Raw genomic sequence first — 15553 nt, forward strand, 5'->3', positions numbered from 1 at the left:
CTGCTCCGGAAGCGCCCTTTTGGCGGCTCAGAACGGCAGTTACGGAGCAGTCGATGTGTGTTTGGAATGGTGAGCCTAGGCCATTACCGGCTGCGGCGCCGCAGCAGCGGATCAAGGAGCGACGGCGGCTGGTAGCCGCTGTCCGCGACGTTCAGCGTGGTGCCGGGCGGGACGATCTCGTCGATCCGGTCCAGGACATCGCAGGACAGGCTCACCTTGTCCGCTCCCAGGGCCCCTTCCAACTGCTCCAGCGTCCGCGGGCCGATGATCGCCGAGCTGACGGCCGGGTGCTCAAGCACGAATCCCAGCGCCAGGTGGATCAGGGACAGCCCGGCCTGGTCGGCAAGTTCAGTCAACTCCAGCACCGCCTGCGTCTTGCGCGCGTTCTCGGCGGTCGAGGGGTCGTGCCGGGCAGGCTGCCGGGCGGCCCTGCTGGAGGGGGCGTGGCCGCCGTCGGGCCTGATCCGGCCGGAGAGCCAACCGCCGGCCAGCGGGCTCCACGGCAGCACGGCCAGCCGGTGGCGCTGGGCCAGCGGCAGGACTTCACGTTCCACGCCCCGCGCCAGGATGGAGTAGGGCGGCTGTTCCGCCACCGGCCGTTCCCGGTGGCGCTCGCGGGCCACATACTGGGCCTCTACGATCTGCCCCGGCTCAAATGTGGACGTTCCGATGTAGCGGATCTTGCCCTGCCGGACGAGGTCGGACAATGCGCCGAGAGTCTCGTCGATGTCGGTGTCCGGTTCCGGCCGGTGCACCTGGTAGAGGTCGATCCAGTCCGTCTGCAGCCGGCGCAGGCTGTCCTCCACAGCGCGGATGATCCAGCGGCGCGAATTGCCGGCCTGGTTCACGTCCTCGCCGAGGCGCCCGTGGACCTTCGTGGCCAGGACCACCTCGTCGCGGCGGCCTTTCAGGGCCTTGCCCACAATGGTTTCGGACTCGCCCTGGGAGTAGACGTCGGCCGTGTCCACCACGTTGATGCCGGACTCGAGCGCCCGGTGGATGATGCGGATGGAGTCGTCGTGGTCCGGGTTGCCGATGGCCCCGAACATCATGGTGCCAAGGGTCAGGGGGCTGACCTTGATGCCGGTGGCACCGAGGCTGCGGTAGTCGGTCATGCGGATGCTCCTTGAAGTTGCTGGTGGTGGTGAACTTGCTGGCTGTACTGGCTCTCGGGCCGGTCCAGCCCGAAGTGTTCGCGCAGTGTCCGGCCCGAGTATTCGGTCCGGAACAGGCCGCGGGCCTGCAGGATGGGGACCACCTCATCGGCGAAGGCCTCGAAGCCGCCGGGCAGCCAGGGCGGCATGATGTTGAACCCGTCGGCCGCCCCGTTTTCGAACCAGCGCTGGATCTCGTCCGCCACCTGCACCGGCGTTCCGGCCACGGCGTAGTGGCCGCGGGCGCCGGCAAAGCGGTGCAGGACCTGGCGCACAGTGAGGCGTTCCCGGCGGATGACTTCCAACAACAGCTGGCTCCGGCTGCTCTCACGGCCCGCGGCAGCCAGCAGCTCCTCCGGGAAAGTGTCGTCCAGCCTGAGCCCGTCCAAGTCAACGCCCAGCAGCTTCCGGAGGATGCCGAGCCCGTATTCCGGCTGGGTCAGTTCGTCGAATTCCTGGCGCAGAGCGCGCGCCTCCGCCTCGGTGGAGCCCAGGTAAGGGCTGATGCCGGGAAGGACCAGGAGCTTGTCCGGATCACGGCCGGCCGCTGACGCCTGCGCCTTGATGTCGGCGTAGAACCCCTGCGCGCTTTGCAGGGTCTGGTGTGCGGTGAACACGGCTTCCGCATGCTGGGCCGCGAAGGCTTTACCGTCGGCGGAGGAGCCTGCCTGCACGTAGACCGGCCGGCCTTGCGGGGACCGAGGGGTGTTTAGGGGCCCTTCCACCCGGAAGTGCTCGCCCTCATGCCCGATCGGGTGGATCCGTGAGGTATCGGCGAAAACTCCCGTGCCGGCGTCGGACACCACCGCCCCGTCCTCCCAGCTGTCCCAGAGCTTGCCCACCACCCGAACGAATTCGTCTGCGCGGGAGTAGCGTTCGGCGTGCGGCGGGTGCTCGTCCAGGCCGAAGTTCCGGGCTGCCCGTTCGGCGCCGGTGGTGACGATGTTCCAGCCCGCCCGGCCGCCGCTGACGTGGTCCAGCGACGCGAACAGCCGGGCCGCGTTGTACGGCTCCAGGTAGGTGGTGCTCGCCGTGCCAATGAGGCCGATCCGTTCGGTGGCGACGGCGATCGCGGACAGCCAGGTGAAGGGCTCCAGACGGAACCTGGTGGCGTACTGCACGTTGCTCTCCAGTGCCGGCCCGTCCGCGAAGAACACCGCGTCGAACTTGGACCTCTCCGCGCGTTGCGCGAGCTCCTGGTAGAAGCTGATGTCCAGCAGCCGGTCCGGCTGGGACTTCGGGTGCCGCCAGGCTGCTTCATGGTGGCCGCCGGGGTAGATGAACAGATTGAGCTTCAGCTGCCGGGCCACTAGAGCGCCGACCCGATCGAAGCGAGCTCCGGCGCTTCGGCACCCGTAAAGAGGTTTACAGGACGCTCCAGGCCGTAGTGCTCCCGCAGGGTCCGGCCCGTGTATTCGGTGCGGAACAGGCCGCGCTCCTGCAGGATGGGCACCACCTGGTCCACAAACGTTTCGAGCCCCGAGGGCAGCACGGGCGGCATGATGTTGAAGCCGTCCGCGGCGCCGCCGTCGAACCATTCCTGGATGGCGTCCGCCACCTGGACAGGCGTGCCGGTGAAGGTCCGATGGCCGCGGCCGCCGCCCAGGCGTCCGATCAGTTCCCGGACTGTGAGCTTCTCCCGGCGTGCCAGCTGAACGATCAGGGTGTAGCGGCTCTTGGCGCCCTCGATTTCATCCTCGCTGGGCAGGTTGTCCGGCAGCTGGCGGTCCAGGGGCAGGTCCTCGGGCGCTACGCGGAGAGTCTTGGCCAACTGGATCCGGGCGTACCCGGGCTTGATCAGCCGGTCCAGTTCATGTTCGAGGGCCTGGGCTTCCTCCGCCGTGGCCCCGATGACCGGGACGATGCCCGGAAGGATCTTGATGGTCTCCGGATCACGGCCGACGGCTGCGGTTCGCTTCTTGAGGTCCCGATAGAAGTCCTGCGCGTCGGCGAGAGTCTGGTGGGCGGTGAAGACGGCATCGGCGTATCGGGCGGCAAGGTCCTTGCCATCCTCCGAGGAGCCGGCCTGGACAATCAGCGGGTGACCCTGTGGTGAACGGGGAACGTTGAGCGGGCCACGGACCTTGAAGTGTTTGCCTTCGTGGTCGATGGTGCGGATCCGTTCGGAATCCGCCCAGACGCCGTCGGCCTTGTCCGCCAAGACCGCGTCGTCCTCCCAGCTGTCCCAAAGCTTCTGCGCCACCTCGATGAACTCGGCGGCACGCTCGTACCGGACTGCGTGTGCGGGCTGGTCGTCCACGCCGAAGTTGCGGGCGGCGTCGGGACCGGCAGTGGTGACCACATTCCATCCGGCGCGGCCACCGCTGACCCAGTCCACGGACGCGAAGCGTCGGGCCAGGTTGAACGGCTCGTTGTAGGTGGTGGAGGCGGTGGCGATCAGGCCGATGTGTTCTGTGGCGGCGGCGATCGCGGTCAGGAGCACGGTGGGCTCAAGCTTCCCGGCCGGGCGGCGGCCCACCTCGCCGAAGAGGACCGGAGAATCGGCGAAGAAGATGGAGTCCAGCTTGCCGCGTTCGGCGGTGCGGGCCAGCTGCTTGTAGTGCTCCACGTTGGTGCTGGAATGGGGATCGCTTTCGGGCAGGCGCCACGAGGCCTCGTGGTGGCCGGTGCTCATCAGGAAGGCGTTGAGGTGAAGTTTGCGCTGGGTGGAATCAGGACTCTGGGAACTCATGGGGTGCTCCTAAGGGGTGAAGTGATTTAGTGGCTGGCGACGGTGACTTCGACGCCGAGGGCAGTGAGCAGATCGCGGCGCAGGGCTTCGTGTCCGGCGGCGTCTGTGGGGGTTCCGGCAGCGGAGGTGCCAATCTCCGGCGCAACTGTGCGCACAGTTGCCACGCGGCCGCTGTCCAGGACCACGATCCGGTCGGCCAGGGCGATGGCCTCGTCCACGTCGTGGGTGACCAGCAGGACGGCGGGCCGATGCGCGGCCACGAGGTCGCGGAGCAGGCCGTGCATCTTGATGCGGGTCAGCGCGTCGAGCGCGCCAAAGGGTTCGTCGGCCAGCAGTAGCTGCGGTTCACGGACCAGGGAGCGGGCCAGTGCAACGCGCTGCTGCTCACCGCCGGAGAGCTCATGCGGCCAGGATTTTTCGCGGCCCGCGAGTCCCACTTCGGCGAGGGCCCTGCGGGCCTTCGTGTCGGCGTCGTGACCTCCCAGTCCCAGCGTGACGTTGCCCAGAACCGTGTCCCAGGGCAGCAGGCGGGAGTCCTGGAAGGCCACCGACACCCGCTCCGGAACGTTGATGACACCGCTGCCTTTCACATCGTGGTCCAGTCCGGCCAGCGCTCGCAGGAGCGTGCTTTTGCCGCAGCCGCTGGGACCCAGCAGGGCTACGAACTCGCCGGGGGCGATGTCCAGGTCCACACCGTTCAGGACGCCCTTCGGCCCGAAGCCGCGGACGAGGCCACGGACGGAAACCAGCGGTGCCTCCGTGGGCGCTTTGGTGCGGGAAGGTGCGACGGCGGTCAGCCCGCCAGCGTGCGCTGCCATGAGAGTGCCTTTCGTTCGATGAAGCGGACAACGCCGTCGGACAGCAGGCCGAGGATGCCGTATACGGCGAGTCCGAGGACGATGATGTTGGTCTGGCCATAGGTGCGGGCGAGTTCCATCATGTAGCCGATGCCGCTGGTGGAATTGATCTGCTCCACCACCACCAGGGACACCCAGGCCCCGGTGACCGCGAAGCGGAGGCCCAGGAAGAAGCCGGGCAGGGCGCCGGGGAGTACCACGCGGCGGATGAAGCCTGCACGGCTCAGGCCCACTGTTTGCGCCAGTTCGACGTAGCGCAGGTCAATGCCGCGGAGGCCAGCGTGGGTCTGGAGGTAGATGGGAACGAAGACGCCGAGGGTGATGGTGAGGACCTTCATGGTCTCGTCGATCCCGAACCACAGGATGAGGAGCGGAATCAGGGCCAGGCCCGGGATGGCGCGCTTGATCTGCACTGGCCCGTCGATGAACGCCTCGCCTGCCCGGCTGAGCCCGGAGACCAGGGCCAGCACGGCGCCCACGACGATGCCGAAGAACAGCCCCAGTCCCGCCCGCTGAGCCGAGATGGCGAGGTTTTCCTGGAGCCGTCCATCGGCAATCAGCTCACCTGCCGTAGCCACCACGGTCCATGGTTCGGAGAGGATGCGGGGGTCCAGCAGCCCTGTTGCCGAGGCGGCTGTCCAGAGCAGCAGCAAAGCCGATGGGCCCAACAGCCCGGCGAGCCGCCGTCGTCGTCCGGGTCCCAGCCTGCGGCCCGTGGGCCGTACATCCTCACGTCCGGCGACTGCCGGGTCCTGGTGGGGTGCGAAGGCGGTTCGTTCCACCACGGCCGCGGCGCTCATGCGGCACCTGCCTTTGCAGCCTCGGCGAAGGCGGTGCCCGCGATGGCTTCGTAGCGGGTGTCGTACAGGTCCGCCGCGACCAGTTCGGGTTTCTTCTGCTCCCGGGCCAGCAGGTCGATGGTCTGCTGGTGCCGTTCGATGGCTTCCGTCCAGGACACGGGCACGTCCCTTTTGCCCGCGGCATCGATCAGGTACTGGCCGTCCTCGCGGGAAAGACCCTGGTCCTTGACGTAGTAGCCTTCGAGCCATTCCGCCGGGTGGTCCTCGATCCACCGCTGGGCCTTGCCCCACACCTTGACGTACGCGGCGAGGGCCGCTGCCTTGGCGGGGTCATCCAGGACCTTGGCGGGGGAGTACAGGTGGCCGGGGTCGTCCCGCAGGCCGTGCCGGAGGGTGGAGGCGCCGTCGGCCTTGTATTTGGAGAGGTAGCGCTTGATCTGCACGCCGCCGATTGGTGCGGCATCCACCTGCTTGCTGGCTAGGGCGGTGGAATAGACGTCGCCGGTGCTGGGCAGCTCCACCAGCTTTACATCGTCCTGCCCGAGCCCGGCTTTTTCCAGGATCCGCAGCACCAGGGCGCCTTGGGCCTGTCCCGGGCTGTAGGCGATCTTCTTGCCGCGCAGGTCCTGCAGGGAGGAAATTCCCGCTCCGGGAGCGATGCCGAGTTCATAGAGGGGGTGGTTCACGGCGTCCTGGCGGAAGGCACTGGCGATGATGCGCACGTCCAGGCCGGTCCAGGTGGCGTGGATCGGCGGGATGTCAGCCACGGAACCGACATCCAGGGCGTTTGCCCGGAAGGCTTCGGTGGTCTGCGGGCCTCCGGAGATGTTGGCGAACTCCACATTAAAGTCCAGTTCCTTGTTCAGGCCGGACAGCTCCAGGGCCACCTTGACCGTGGGGTCGCCCACGGTGATGGTGGTACCGGCGGGCACTTCGGCGGCCAGAGGGGACGTTGCCTGCGTTGGCTGGGTGTTGCCGGCGGTGGCGCTCCCGCCGCAAGCGGTGAGGACGCCGAGCGCGGGCAAGGCCAGGAGGGCGCCCAGGGCGCGGCGCCGGGTGAAGGTGGAATGCCCTTGGGTGGAGGGAGGTGCGGACGGTGCAGCGAAGGACATGGTGTGGCCTTTCTTGGAAACGGGGGACGGGATGAGGGCACAGCAAGGCTGGCCCGGGGTGCACCCGGGAGCGGGATGAATCGAAATCTAGGAGGGCTGCGCCGGTCAGCGGAAGCGGATCAGACCCGGCGGATCAGGCCCGGCAGCAACACGGAGAACCTGCGGCATGGGTGCCATTGGTGCAGCTGGCTATGTGCGGCATCGGGTCCTCCTGTCGTCATGCGTTTGTTATGCGGTGCGGCCTGGCCTGTGCCGTGACACCACCTAAACACGGCCTCAAGGGTGTTGGCCAGCACCCCGCAATGGAAGCTAAACGGGACGAAACCGGGCTACTTATGACGCCACGGAAGGCGCAAAATAAGGCCAAACCGGGCAATCCGGCGCCATGTTCCGCAACGCGGCTTCACCGGAGCGTCATCTTGCGGGAGGGCCGCCTAGAGGGTGCGCGTGTTTTGTTATCGCCGCAACGGTTCGGCGCCAAAAGGGCCGTTGGCGGATCCCGGCGCGCCCGCGCGCTCCACAATTTAAAGCACCTAACTCAAACCCAAAGGAGGGTGTGATGCGCAGTCCAGCCGCGTCAGGCGCGGTTTTTCCTACAGCCATTCTGATGGCCTTGCTTTTCACGGGCTGCGGCCCGCAGGCGGGACCGACGACGACGTCGAGTCCCAGCCCCACCGTCACCTCCGCGACGGGAACCACAACTGCCATGCCGACGGCGACCGCCTCGCCAAGTGCCACGGCTTCGCCGAGTCCCAGCGCGCCGGCGTCGGCCGCCTGGACCAGTTTCACGACGGCGGACGGCCAGTTGACGTTCGACTATCCGGCCGCGTGGAGCGTCAAGGATCCGGCGGGGGAGCTTCCTGAGGGCGGCGGTGCCTTCGCGGAGGTGACCAACGAAGCCGGCAAGCCACTGGCGACGCTTCGGACCAACATGGCCGTCGGGTCCACATGCATGGACAGGTATCCATACTCTGTGCTGGATTCCGAGGAATTGCCGCAGTTGGTGCAAGGTGAGGGGACTCCGCGGTTCATGTACGAGACCCGAGGGAACAGCGCCACACCTGGACCGGCGGACACGCCGGCGGCGGCCTACGGCATCACCTCGGTCCCGGCACCCACCGGCGACTCCGCGTCCTGCATCTTCCACTTCTTCAACTGGCCTCCCACTGCCGCCATGTTCGGTGCGTTCTTCAACCCGGAGAACAACGTGACGCCGGGGGCTTCGTCCCTGCCGATCCTGGAACAGGCGAAGAAGTACATGGAAACGGACGAGTACCAGGACATCCGGCGGATGATCACCTCGCTGCGGCCTGCTTGAGAGGCGCGGCCTGCTTGAGGGGCGGGCCGTGTGACCTAGGCCGGCCCAGCCAGCCGGCTGGCTCAAGGTTCCGTCAAGATTTCCCGGATATGGCCCGGACTGGTCAAGGCGGTTCCCCGGGACCAGTACATTGAATTCGGCTTCGGATCGTTCCCCAACCCCGAAGCCTGGGAAGCCCCCGCGCTGGAGTTCAACTCGCGCGGGGGCTTCCGATCAGGCGAAGGTTCGACGCCGGTTGCCCACTCGGATCGGCGGGAGCGCGGTCCTTTTAGAGGTTGGTCATGCGTTCCCCGGCCTCGTTGTACCGGCCGCCCTGCACCTGGATCTTCGCGGCGGCGTCCTCTATTTCGGTGAGTTCGTCCGCGGACAGTGCCACGCCGGCAGCGCTGAGGTTTTCGTCCAGCCGGTGCAGCTTGCGGGTCCCGGGGATCGGAACAATCCAGGGCTTCTGGGCAAGGAGCCAGGCTAGGGCAATCTGGGCTGGGGTTGCGCCCTTGCGCTCCGCGATCCCGGTGAGCAGGTCCACCACTACGCGGTTGTTCTCCCTGGCCTCGGGGGTGAAGCGGGGGATAGTGGCGCGGATGTCGTTGCCGGCCTCGAAGCTTGTCGAGGTGTCGATGGTGCCGGTCAGGAAGCCCTTGCCGAGCGGGCTGAAAGGCACAAACCCGATGCCCAGTTCCTCGCACGTGGCCAGGACGTCTTCTTCGGGGCGCCGCCACCACAGCGAGTATTCGCTCTGGACGGCGGTCACGGGCTGGACCGCGTGGGCCCGGCGGATGGTCCCTGCGGCGGCCTCGGACATGCCGAAGTGCTTCACCTTGCCGGCGTCGATCAGTTCCTTGACCGCCCCGGCCACGTCCTCAATGGGGACGTCGGGGTCCACGCGGTGCTGGTAGTAGAGGTCAATGGCCTCAACGCCGAGCCGTTGGAGCGAGCCCTCCACCACGTGCTTGATGACGTCGGGACGGCTGGTGACCTTTCCGCTTGGCTTGCGCTCGGCAGGGTCGATGTCCCAGCCGAACTTGGTGGCAATCACCACCTCGCCCCTATACGGGGCGAGCGCCTCACCCACCAGTTCCTCGTTGGCGTAGGGGCCGTAGATCTCGGCGGTGTCGAAGAAGGTGACGCCGCGGTCCACGGCGGCGCGGATCAGCGAGATCATCTCCTGCCGGTCGGGCCTGTCGCTGTAGCCGCCGCTCATGCTCATGCAGCCCAGCCCGATGGCGGAGACTTCGAGGCCGCTGGTGCCCAGGGTGCGCTTATCCATGTGTCATGCTCCTGTGTCGAAAGAAGGGAAGGCGGCACAAAATTTCCGATTATGGCTGAACCGCGCTGTCCCAGAAACGCTAACCCCGCCTGGAGATGCGCGGCAGGGTCTGTCAGTACACCCTTTGGAGCCGGCCGGGCTCCGGGAAAGCTGCTAAGGGCCCGCTTCGCTGCCAGCCGCTTCGGGCATTGACGGCCATACAGGGCTGCCAACCCGCCCAACTTGGTCAGCTACCCGAAAAGCTGCCAGTGCCTTTGGAATGGCTTCCATATTTTGCCGCCGCGTGCCTCGATAGCATGGGGTGACCGGACAGAGCCGTCCGGTGAGATCGACGCGAAAAAGGAAGCCATGGCAGCGGTTACGGTGGAGGATATCCTTTCGGATCTCCCCTTGGGTTTCGCCAGCCTCATCCTCCGGCCGGCCCCGGCCAGCTCCGCGATCGAACGGTTCCTGATCGTGGATGCGGATGATGAAGCGCCCGACGGCGGCGCGGCCTTTGTGCTGTTGATCGGCGTCCGTGGCCGCTCGGCTTTGCCCGCGCTGCGCCGGCTCCTGAAGAACCCTCCGCCGGTGGTCGCCGTCAAGGGAATGCGCGAAGAGCTCGCCGAAGCTGAGGAACTGCTCCGCGACGCCGGTACGGGCCTGCTCCTGGTGGATCCGGGGGCCGATTGGGACCGGCTCCTGTCCATTGCCAAGGACCGCATCCAGCCGCGCAGCTACCAGAGCGAAGTGCTGACGCTGCTGGAAGAGGACCTGTTCGCCATCGCCCAGACCACCGCCAGGCTCACCTCCAGCCACGTGCTCATCGAAGATGCAGCCAACAAGGTGCTGGCATACTCCACCGTTTCGAACGACATCGACGAGCTGCGCAAGGCCTCCATCCTGGCCCGCCGCGGTCCGCGTAAATACGAGCTGCTGCTCAAGGACCTGGGCGCCTACCGTGAACTGCACAGGACCCGGCTGCCGGTGCGGGTACCCGCCCGGCCACAGGACGGGCTCCGGGAACGGGTGGCCATCACACTGTTCGCCGGGGACCGGATCATGGGCTACATCTGGCTGCAGGAGACCGGGGGCGGCTTCGGCACGGACGTAGAGTACGTGCTCAACGGATCTGCCGCCCGGGCTTCCGCCGAGCTGATCCGGTACCGCAACCAGCAGTCTGTGCACATGCGCGAAGACCGCATTGCCCGGATCCTGTCAGGACCGGCGGAAGCCGCGGCCAGCGCCCACAGCGAGAAAATCCCTGCTGAACGCCCCGCCGCTTTGATCCTGATAGGAATCTCGGATGCCGAAGCCCAGGCTGACGACGCCGCACTGAAGCACGGCGAACTCGCCAACCTTGCGTCCATCCATGCGGCTGCCTTCAAGGCGTCCGCCGTCGTGGGCCAGTTCAAGGGCGACACCGCCGTGATTGTCCCGGGCCTGCAGTCAACCGCCGCGGAGCCAGGGCTGCGGAGCCTGGCCGACGCAATCGTCCGGGATGCAGCCAAGCACCTGGGCATCAGCCCGTTCGCCGCCGTCGGTCCAGTGGTCCCGGACTTGCTGTCCATCCACTCAACCACCCGCATCACCGAGGCCCTGCTGAGTTGCGTCGGTACGTCTCCGGACAAGGCCGTAGCCACCGTGGACGACTTCGAGGCAGAAATCCTCTTCCGGGAGGCGGTCCAGAACTTCACGTCCTCCACCTTCCGCCACCGCGGCCTTTCCGCGCTGCTGCAGCAGGACGGCGAACTCGCAGAAACCCTGCACGCCTACTTCGACGCCGCACTGGACGTCGCCGAATGCGCCAGCAGGATGAAGCTGCACAAGAACACCGTCTACTACCGCATCAGCAAAGCTTCCCGGGCCACCGGCCTGGACTTCGGCGACCCCCGGGACGCCCTGGTGGCCCTGCTCCATATCCAGGAATGGGCCGGCACGAACAAAGAACATTTAGGCACGAAATGACCACGACCCTTGAGGCCCCACCGTTGGGCCAGATTCTCGACGACATCGTCCGCCGTCACCGGCCGGAGCGCGAAAGCGGCTCGGTTCCGGCCTCCATCCCCTTCCTGGCGGCAGTTCCCTTCAACATGTTTGGCATCGCAGTTGCCACCGCGTCCGGGGAGGTGTTCAGTTCCGGCGACTCCGGCGTCCCGTTTTCCATCCAGAGCATCTCCAAGGTGTTCACCCTGGCGATGGCGCTTCGGGGCGACAGGGCAGGAACACTGTGGTCCCGGGTCCTGCGCGAACCGTCCGGCACCCCCTTCAACTCCCTGGTCCAGTTGGAAGCGGAACAGGGCATCCCGCGGAACCCTTTCATCAACGCCGGCGCGTTGGTGGTCACCGATCACCTGATGAATGAAACGCCTGACGCCGCCACGCGGCTCTTGCGGTTCCTCACCGACCAGGCGGGCAGCGCAGGGCCTTTCATCCATGAGGCCGCCGCTGCCAGCGAGCTTTCCAGCAGCAACCGCAACCTGGCGCTCGCACATTTCCTCAAGGACTTCGGCAACCTGGCCCAGTCAGCGGAATCAGTAGTGGAAAACTACGTCCGCCAATGCTCCATCATGATGACCTGCGTGGAACTCGCCAAGGCCGGGCTCTTCCTTGCCAGGAACGGCCAGGGGACCCACGGAACCGTGGTGTCCCCCAGCGAAGCGAAACGCATTGGTTCCATCATGCTCACTTGCGGCATGTACGACGCCGCGGGCGAGTTCGCCTACCGCGTTGGCCTGCCCGGAAAAAGCGGCGTGGGCGGCGGAATCCTGGTGATCGTTCCAGGTGTTTGCGCGATCTGCGTCTGGAGTCCCCGGCTGGACGCCAAGGGGAACTCCCTCGCCGGCACTGCGGCCCTCGCCGACCTTTCCGACCGCACTGGCTGGTCGGTTTTCTAGCCCGTTTTCTGGCGCGCACTCCAACCCGCCGGCTGCACACCCATAACTTTCTTCCCCACCCAAGCAGGATCTTCTCCCTATCGAAAGGATCAACCGTGCCCATCAACCCCAATGACGAGGTTGTACTGAAACCACTCGACGGCGGGCATGCGCATGCCAGTGAGTCGGCGTTGCATGCGGAGGATAAGGGTTATCACAAGAACCTCAAGCCCCGGCAGATCCAGATGATCGCGATTGGCGGTGCGATCGGGACCGGGTTGTTCCTTGGTGCGGGCGGTCGGTTGAACGCCGCTGGCCCGTCGCTGGTCATTGCTTACGCGGTGTGCGGGTTCTTCGCGTTCCTGATCCTGCGGGCGTTGGGCGAACTGGTCCTGCACCGGCCGTCCTCGGGCTCGTTCGTGTCCTACGCGAGGGAGTTCTTCGGTGAGAAGGCCGCGTTCGTTTCGGGCTGGTTCTACTGGATCAACTGGGCCACGACCACCATCGTGGATATCACCGCCGCGGCCCTGTACATGAACTTCTTCGGCAACTACATCCCCTGGATGGCGGCCGTCCCGCAGTGGGCCTGGGCGCTGATCGCCCTGGTCGTGGTCCTGGCCCTGAACCTGGTCTCGGTCAAGGTCTTTGGCGAGATGGAATTCTGGTTCGCCCTGATCAAGGTCGCGGCCCTGGTCATCTTCCTGGTCGTGGGCACCTACTTCGTTATCTTCGGCACCCCCGTGGACGGCCAGCAGGTGGGCCTGAGCCTGCTCTCCGATAACGGCGGGATCTTCCCCAACGGCCTGCTGCCCATGATCATCCTGATGCAGGGCGTCCTGTTCGCCTACGCCTCGATCGAACTGGTCGGCACCGCCGCCGGCGAGACCGAAAACCCGGAAAAGATCATGCCCAAGGCCATCAACTCCGTGGTCTTCCGCATCGCGGTGTTCTACGTCGGCTCCGTGATCCTGCTGGCCCTGCTGCTGCCCTACACCTCCTACGAAAAGGGCGTCAGCCCGTTCGTGACGTTCTTCGGCTCCATCGGCATCCAGGGCGTGGACGTCATCATGAACCTCGTGGTCCTCACCGCCGCCCTGTCCTCCCTGAACGCCGGCCTGTACTCCACCGGCCGGATCCTGCGCTCCATGTCCGTGAACGGCTCCGCCCCCAAGTTCGCCTCCCGGATGAACAAAGCAGGCGTCCCCTACGGCGGGATCGCGATCACCGCCGGGGTGTCCCTCCTCGGTGTCCCGCTGAACTACCTCGTCCCGGCCCAGGCCTTCGAAATCGTCCTCAACGTCGCCTCCGTAGGCATCATCATGACCTGGGCCACCATCGTCCTGTGCCAGATCCAGCTCAAACGCTGGGCCGACAAAGGCTGGCTGACCCGCCCCTCCTTCCGGATGTTCGGCGCCCCCTACACCGGCTACCTCTCCCTGCTCTTCCTCATCAGCGTCCTGATCATGGTCTTCATCGACTCACCCCTGACCATGCTCGTCACCGCCATCGCCTCCGCCCTCATGGTCGCCGGCTGGTACGCCTGCCGCAACCGCATCCGCGAAATCGCCGAAACCCGCGACGGCTTCACCGGCACCGCCCCCGTCATCGCCAACCCGACACCCATTAGATAAGCCCCGTCTTACCTACGACGAACGCCTCCCTTAACAAACAACCAGTCCGAACAGCCAAAGAAAGCCCATGACAACGGAAACCGAAGCAACCCTGACCGCATCCCACACCCAGCCTGCCGCCGTCGTAATTTCCAGTGACGGCCCCCGGCAGGCGGGCCATTCGGCCGAGCCCCGAGGCGAGGCCAACCCCGCGCTGAAATCGGCCGGGCACGTGATTGTTGATTCGCTGGTGGCCCACGGTGTGGAACGCACCTACGTGGTACCCGGCGAGAGCTTCCTGGATGTTTTGGACGGCCTGCACAACTCGGAGATTGAGACCATCGTGTGCCGGCACGAGGGCGGTGCCGCCTACATGGCCGAAGCGGACGGGAAAATGCACCAGCGCCCGGGCATAGCTATGGTGACCCGGGGGCCCGGCGCGGCCAACGCGCATGTGGGGCTGCACACCGCGTGGCAGGATTCCACTCCCATGCTGTTGTTCGTCGGCCTGATCCCCTTCGCGCACCGGGACCGCGAAGCGTTCCAGGAGTTCGACATCAAAGCCTGGTTCGATACCGGCGCGAAGCGCGTGATGGTCCTTGACCATGCGGAGCGGGCATCCGAGATCGTGGCCGAGGCGATGTTTGCGGCGATGAGCGGACGGCCCGGCCCGGTAGTGGTGGGCTTGCCGGAGGACATCATTCGGCAGCAGATTGAGCCGGCGTTGCACCCCGCCATCCCCGTGGCGGCCGGCGGCATGAGCAGCACCGACGCCGCTGCCCTCAAAGCTGCGCTGGCAGAGTCACGCAAGCCGCTGTTTGTCACCGGCGGCAACGACTGGACGCAAGAGGCGGCGGACCAGCTGACCGGATGGCTCGAGCGGCACAATATTCCGGCTGCAGCCGAATGGCGGACGCAGGGAACAGTCTCCTTCGATTCCCCCTCCTATGTGGGCCCGATCGGCTACGGCCGGCCCCGCCCCACTTACGACCTGCTTGAGGAAACGGACTTGCTCGTCTTTGTGGGGACGGTACCGGGCGATGTGATTACGGACGGGTTCCTCTGCCGGCAGGACTGGAACAAGAAAAACTTCCTGGTCACTGTGGACCCGTCGCTCCGTGGCCGGTCAGGGCCCGTTTCGCGGCAAATCCTGGCCAAGCCCGAGGCCTTTGTCCGCGACCTTGTGGGCATAGACCTGCCGGAGAACGAAGAGTGGAAGGCGTGGGCGGAGCGGATGCGCGGCGAGCAGGAGCGGTTTGCCGCGCTTCCTGCGGCGACGCCGACGGCGGGGCAGGCGAGGATGGACACCCTGATGGCGAACCTCGTGCCGAGGCTGCCGGAAGACTCGATGGTGACCTTCGGTGCGGGGGAGCACACCAACTGGGCCCACCGCTACTTCCCCACGCGCCGCTACGCCTCCATGATCAGCGCCCGTAACGGCTCCATGGGCTACTCGGTCCCCTCAGCCATCGCGGCGTCGCTGGCCGAGCCCCAACGGCGTGTTGTCACGATCGCCGGGGACGGGGAGTTCCTCATGAACGGCCAGGAGCTGGCCACCGCGGCACAGTACGGTGCCACGCCGCTGGTAATCGTCATGGACAACCAGGAATACGGCACCATCCGCACCCATCAGGAGCGGCACTATCCCGCACGCGTGTCCGGAACCCAGCTGAAGAACCCGGACTTTGGCCTGATGGCCCGCGCCTTCGGCGGTTTCGGGGTCACTGTTACCGAAGACTGTGACGTTCCGGCGGCACTGGACGCCGCCATGGCGGCCATTGATGAGGACGGCGTCTTTGCCCTCATCCACCTCATTGTTGAACAGCGCGTCAAGGCTTACTGAGCGCAGCCTGAGCCAACAGCGGACGACGGCGGGACATCCCGCCGC

At 66.3% G+C, this 15553-nt stretch carries 12 protein-coding genes; 5 read left to right on the forward strand and 7 right to left on the reverse strand.

Going from position 1 to position 15553, the window contains the following annotated elements; genetic code table 11:
* Window positions 1-83: 83 nt before the first annotated feature.
* The 6 genes from ACFC25_RS18885 to ACFC25_RS18910 are packed head-to-tail and all read right to left on the reverse strand — an operon-like array spanning window position 84 to window position 6615.
* Window positions 84-1115, reverse strand: coding sequence for an aldo/keto reductase (locus ACFC25_RS18885; RefSeq protein ID WP_376048004.1), 1032 nt, complete (start codon window positions 1113-1115; stop codon window positions 84-86).
* The gene (locus ACFC25_RS18890; RefSeq protein WP_376048007.1) at window positions 1112-2464 is read right to left on the reverse strand and encodes an LLM class flavin-dependent oxidoreductase; all 1353 of its coding nucleotides are present in this window, start codon (window positions 2462-2464) and stop codon (window positions 1112-1114) included. Before ACFC25_RS18890 ends, ACFC25_RS18885 begins: the two co-directional genes overlap by 4 nt.
* Window positions 2464-3846 carry an LLM class flavin-dependent oxidoreductase gene (locus ACFC25_RS18895; protein ID WP_376048009.1) on the reverse strand — a complete coding sequence of 461 codons (1383 nt, stop codon included), beginning with the start codon at window positions 3844-3846 and terminating at the stop codon, window positions 2464-2466. The genes ACFC25_RS18890 and ACFC25_RS18895 overlap by 1 nt, the downstream gene beginning before the upstream one ends.
* Window positions 3847-3872: 26 nt before the next feature.
* Window positions 3873-4664 (reverse strand): ABC transporter ATP-binding protein, encoded by a 792-nt coding sequence (locus ACFC25_RS18900; RefSeq protein ID WP_376048012.1) that lies wholly within the window; start codon window positions 4662-4664, stop codon window positions 3873-3875.
* Window positions 4640-5503 carry an ABC transporter permease gene (locus tag ACFC25_RS18905; protein ID WP_376048014.1) on the reverse strand — a complete coding sequence of 288 codons (864 nt, stop codon included), beginning with the start codon at window positions 5501-5503 and terminating at the stop codon, window positions 4640-4642. Before ACFC25_RS18905 ends, ACFC25_RS18900 begins: the two co-directional genes overlap by 25 nt.
* Window positions 5500-6615: an ABC transporter substrate-binding protein gene (locus tag ACFC25_RS18910; RefSeq protein WP_337349180.1), complete on the reverse strand. Its 1116-nt coding sequence runs from the start codon at window positions 6613-6615 to the stop codon at window positions 5500-5502. The genes ACFC25_RS18905 and ACFC25_RS18910 overlap by 4 nt, the downstream gene beginning before the upstream one ends.
* Before the next feature lie 559 nt (window positions 6616-7174).
* On the opposite strand from ACFC25_RS18910, the gene ACFC25_RS18915 reads away from it, so the two are divergent.
* The gene (locus ACFC25_RS18915; protein WP_376048018.1) at window positions 7175-7933 is read left to right on the forward strand and encodes a hypothetical protein; all 759 of its coding nucleotides are present in this window, start codon (window positions 7175-7177) and stop codon (window positions 7931-7933) included.
* A gap of 268 nt (window positions 7934-8201) precedes the next feature.
* On the opposite strand, the gene ACFC25_RS18920 is transcribed toward ACFC25_RS18915, so the two are convergent.
* Entirely contained in the window at window positions 8202-9200 is a 999-nt protein-coding gene (locus tag ACFC25_RS18920) for an aldo/keto reductase (RefSeq protein WP_376048021.1), read from the reverse strand.
* 348 nt (window positions 9201-9548) lie between these two features.
* On the opposite strand from ACFC25_RS18920, the gene ACFC25_RS18925 reads away from it, so the two are divergent.
* The 4 genes from ACFC25_RS18925 to ACFC25_RS18940 all read left to right on the forward strand — a co-directional run bounded on the left by ACFC25_RS18925 (window position 9549) and on the right by ACFC25_RS18940 (window position 15508).
* A complete protein-coding gene (locus ACFC25_RS18925; protein WP_337349177.1) occupies window positions 9549-11147 on the forward strand; it encodes a helix-turn-helix domain-containing protein in 1599 nt (532 codons plus the stop codon).
* Complete coding sequence (locus tag ACFC25_RS18930; protein ID WP_337349176.1) at window positions 11144-12076, forward strand: glutaminase; 933 nt, start codon at window positions 11144-11146, stop codon at window positions 12074-12076. The genes ACFC25_RS18925 and ACFC25_RS18930 overlap by 4 nt, the downstream gene beginning before the upstream one ends.
* A gap of 95 nt (window positions 12077-12171) precedes the next feature.
* The gene (locus ACFC25_RS18935) at window positions 12172-13686 is read left to right on the forward strand and encodes an amino acid permease (RefSeq protein ID WP_376048025.1); all 1515 of its coding nucleotides are present in this window, start codon (window positions 12172-12174) and stop codon (window positions 13684-13686) included.
* Window positions 13687-13753: 67 nt separating this feature from the next.
* Window positions 13754-15508: a thiamine pyrophosphate-dependent enzyme gene (locus tag ACFC25_RS18940; protein WP_376048028.1), complete on the forward strand. Its 1755-nt coding sequence runs from the start codon at window positions 13754-13756 to the stop codon at window positions 15506-15508.
* Window positions 15509-15553: the final 45 nt, after the last annotated feature.

The organism is Pseudarthrobacter sp. NPDC055928 (assembly GCF_042270935.1).
Taxonomy (GTDB): Bacteria; Actinomycetota; Actinomycetes; order Actinomycetales; family Micrococcaceae; genus Arthrobacter.

Coding starts and splice junctions, on each gene's coding strand:
- ACFC25_RS18900 (WP_376048012.1), bottom strand. CDS start 4,664: ATGGCAGCGCACGCTGGCGGGCTGACCGCCGTCGCACCTTCCCGCACC.
- ACFC25_RS18925 (WP_337349177.1), top strand. CDS start 9,549: ATGGCAGCGGTTACGGTGGAGGATATCCTTTCGGATCTCCCCTTGGGT.
- ACFC25_RS18940 (WP_376048028.1), top strand. CDS start 13,754: ATGACAACGGAAACCGAAGCAACCCTGACCGCATCCCACACCCAGCCT.
- ACFC25_RS18930 (WP_337349176.1), top strand. CDS start 11,144: ATGACCACGACCCTTGAGGCCCCACCGTTGGGCCAGATTCTCGACGAC.
- ACFC25_RS18905 (WP_376048014.1), bottom strand. CDS start 5,503: ATGAGCGCCGCGGCCGTGGTGGAACGAACCGCCTTCGCACCCCACCAG.
- ACFC25_RS18910 (WP_337349180.1), bottom strand. CDS start 6,615: ATGTCCTTCGCTGCACCGTCCGCACCTCCCTCCACCCAAGGGCATTCC.
- ACFC25_RS18885 (WP_376048004.1), bottom strand. CDS start 1,115: ATGACCGACTACCGCAGCCTCGGTGCCACCGGCATCAAGGTCAGCCCC.
- ACFC25_RS18915 (WP_376048018.1), top strand. CDS start 7,175: ATGCGCAGTCCAGCCGCGTCAGGCGCGGTTTTTCCTACAGCCATTCTG.
- ACFC25_RS18895 (WP_376048009.1), bottom strand. CDS start 3,846: ATGAGTTCCCAGAGTCCTGATTCCACCCAGCGCAAACTTCACCTCAAC.
- ACFC25_RS18920 (WP_376048021.1), bottom strand. CDS start 9,200: ATGGATAAGCGCACCCTGGGCACCAGCGGCCTCGAAGTCTCCGCCATC.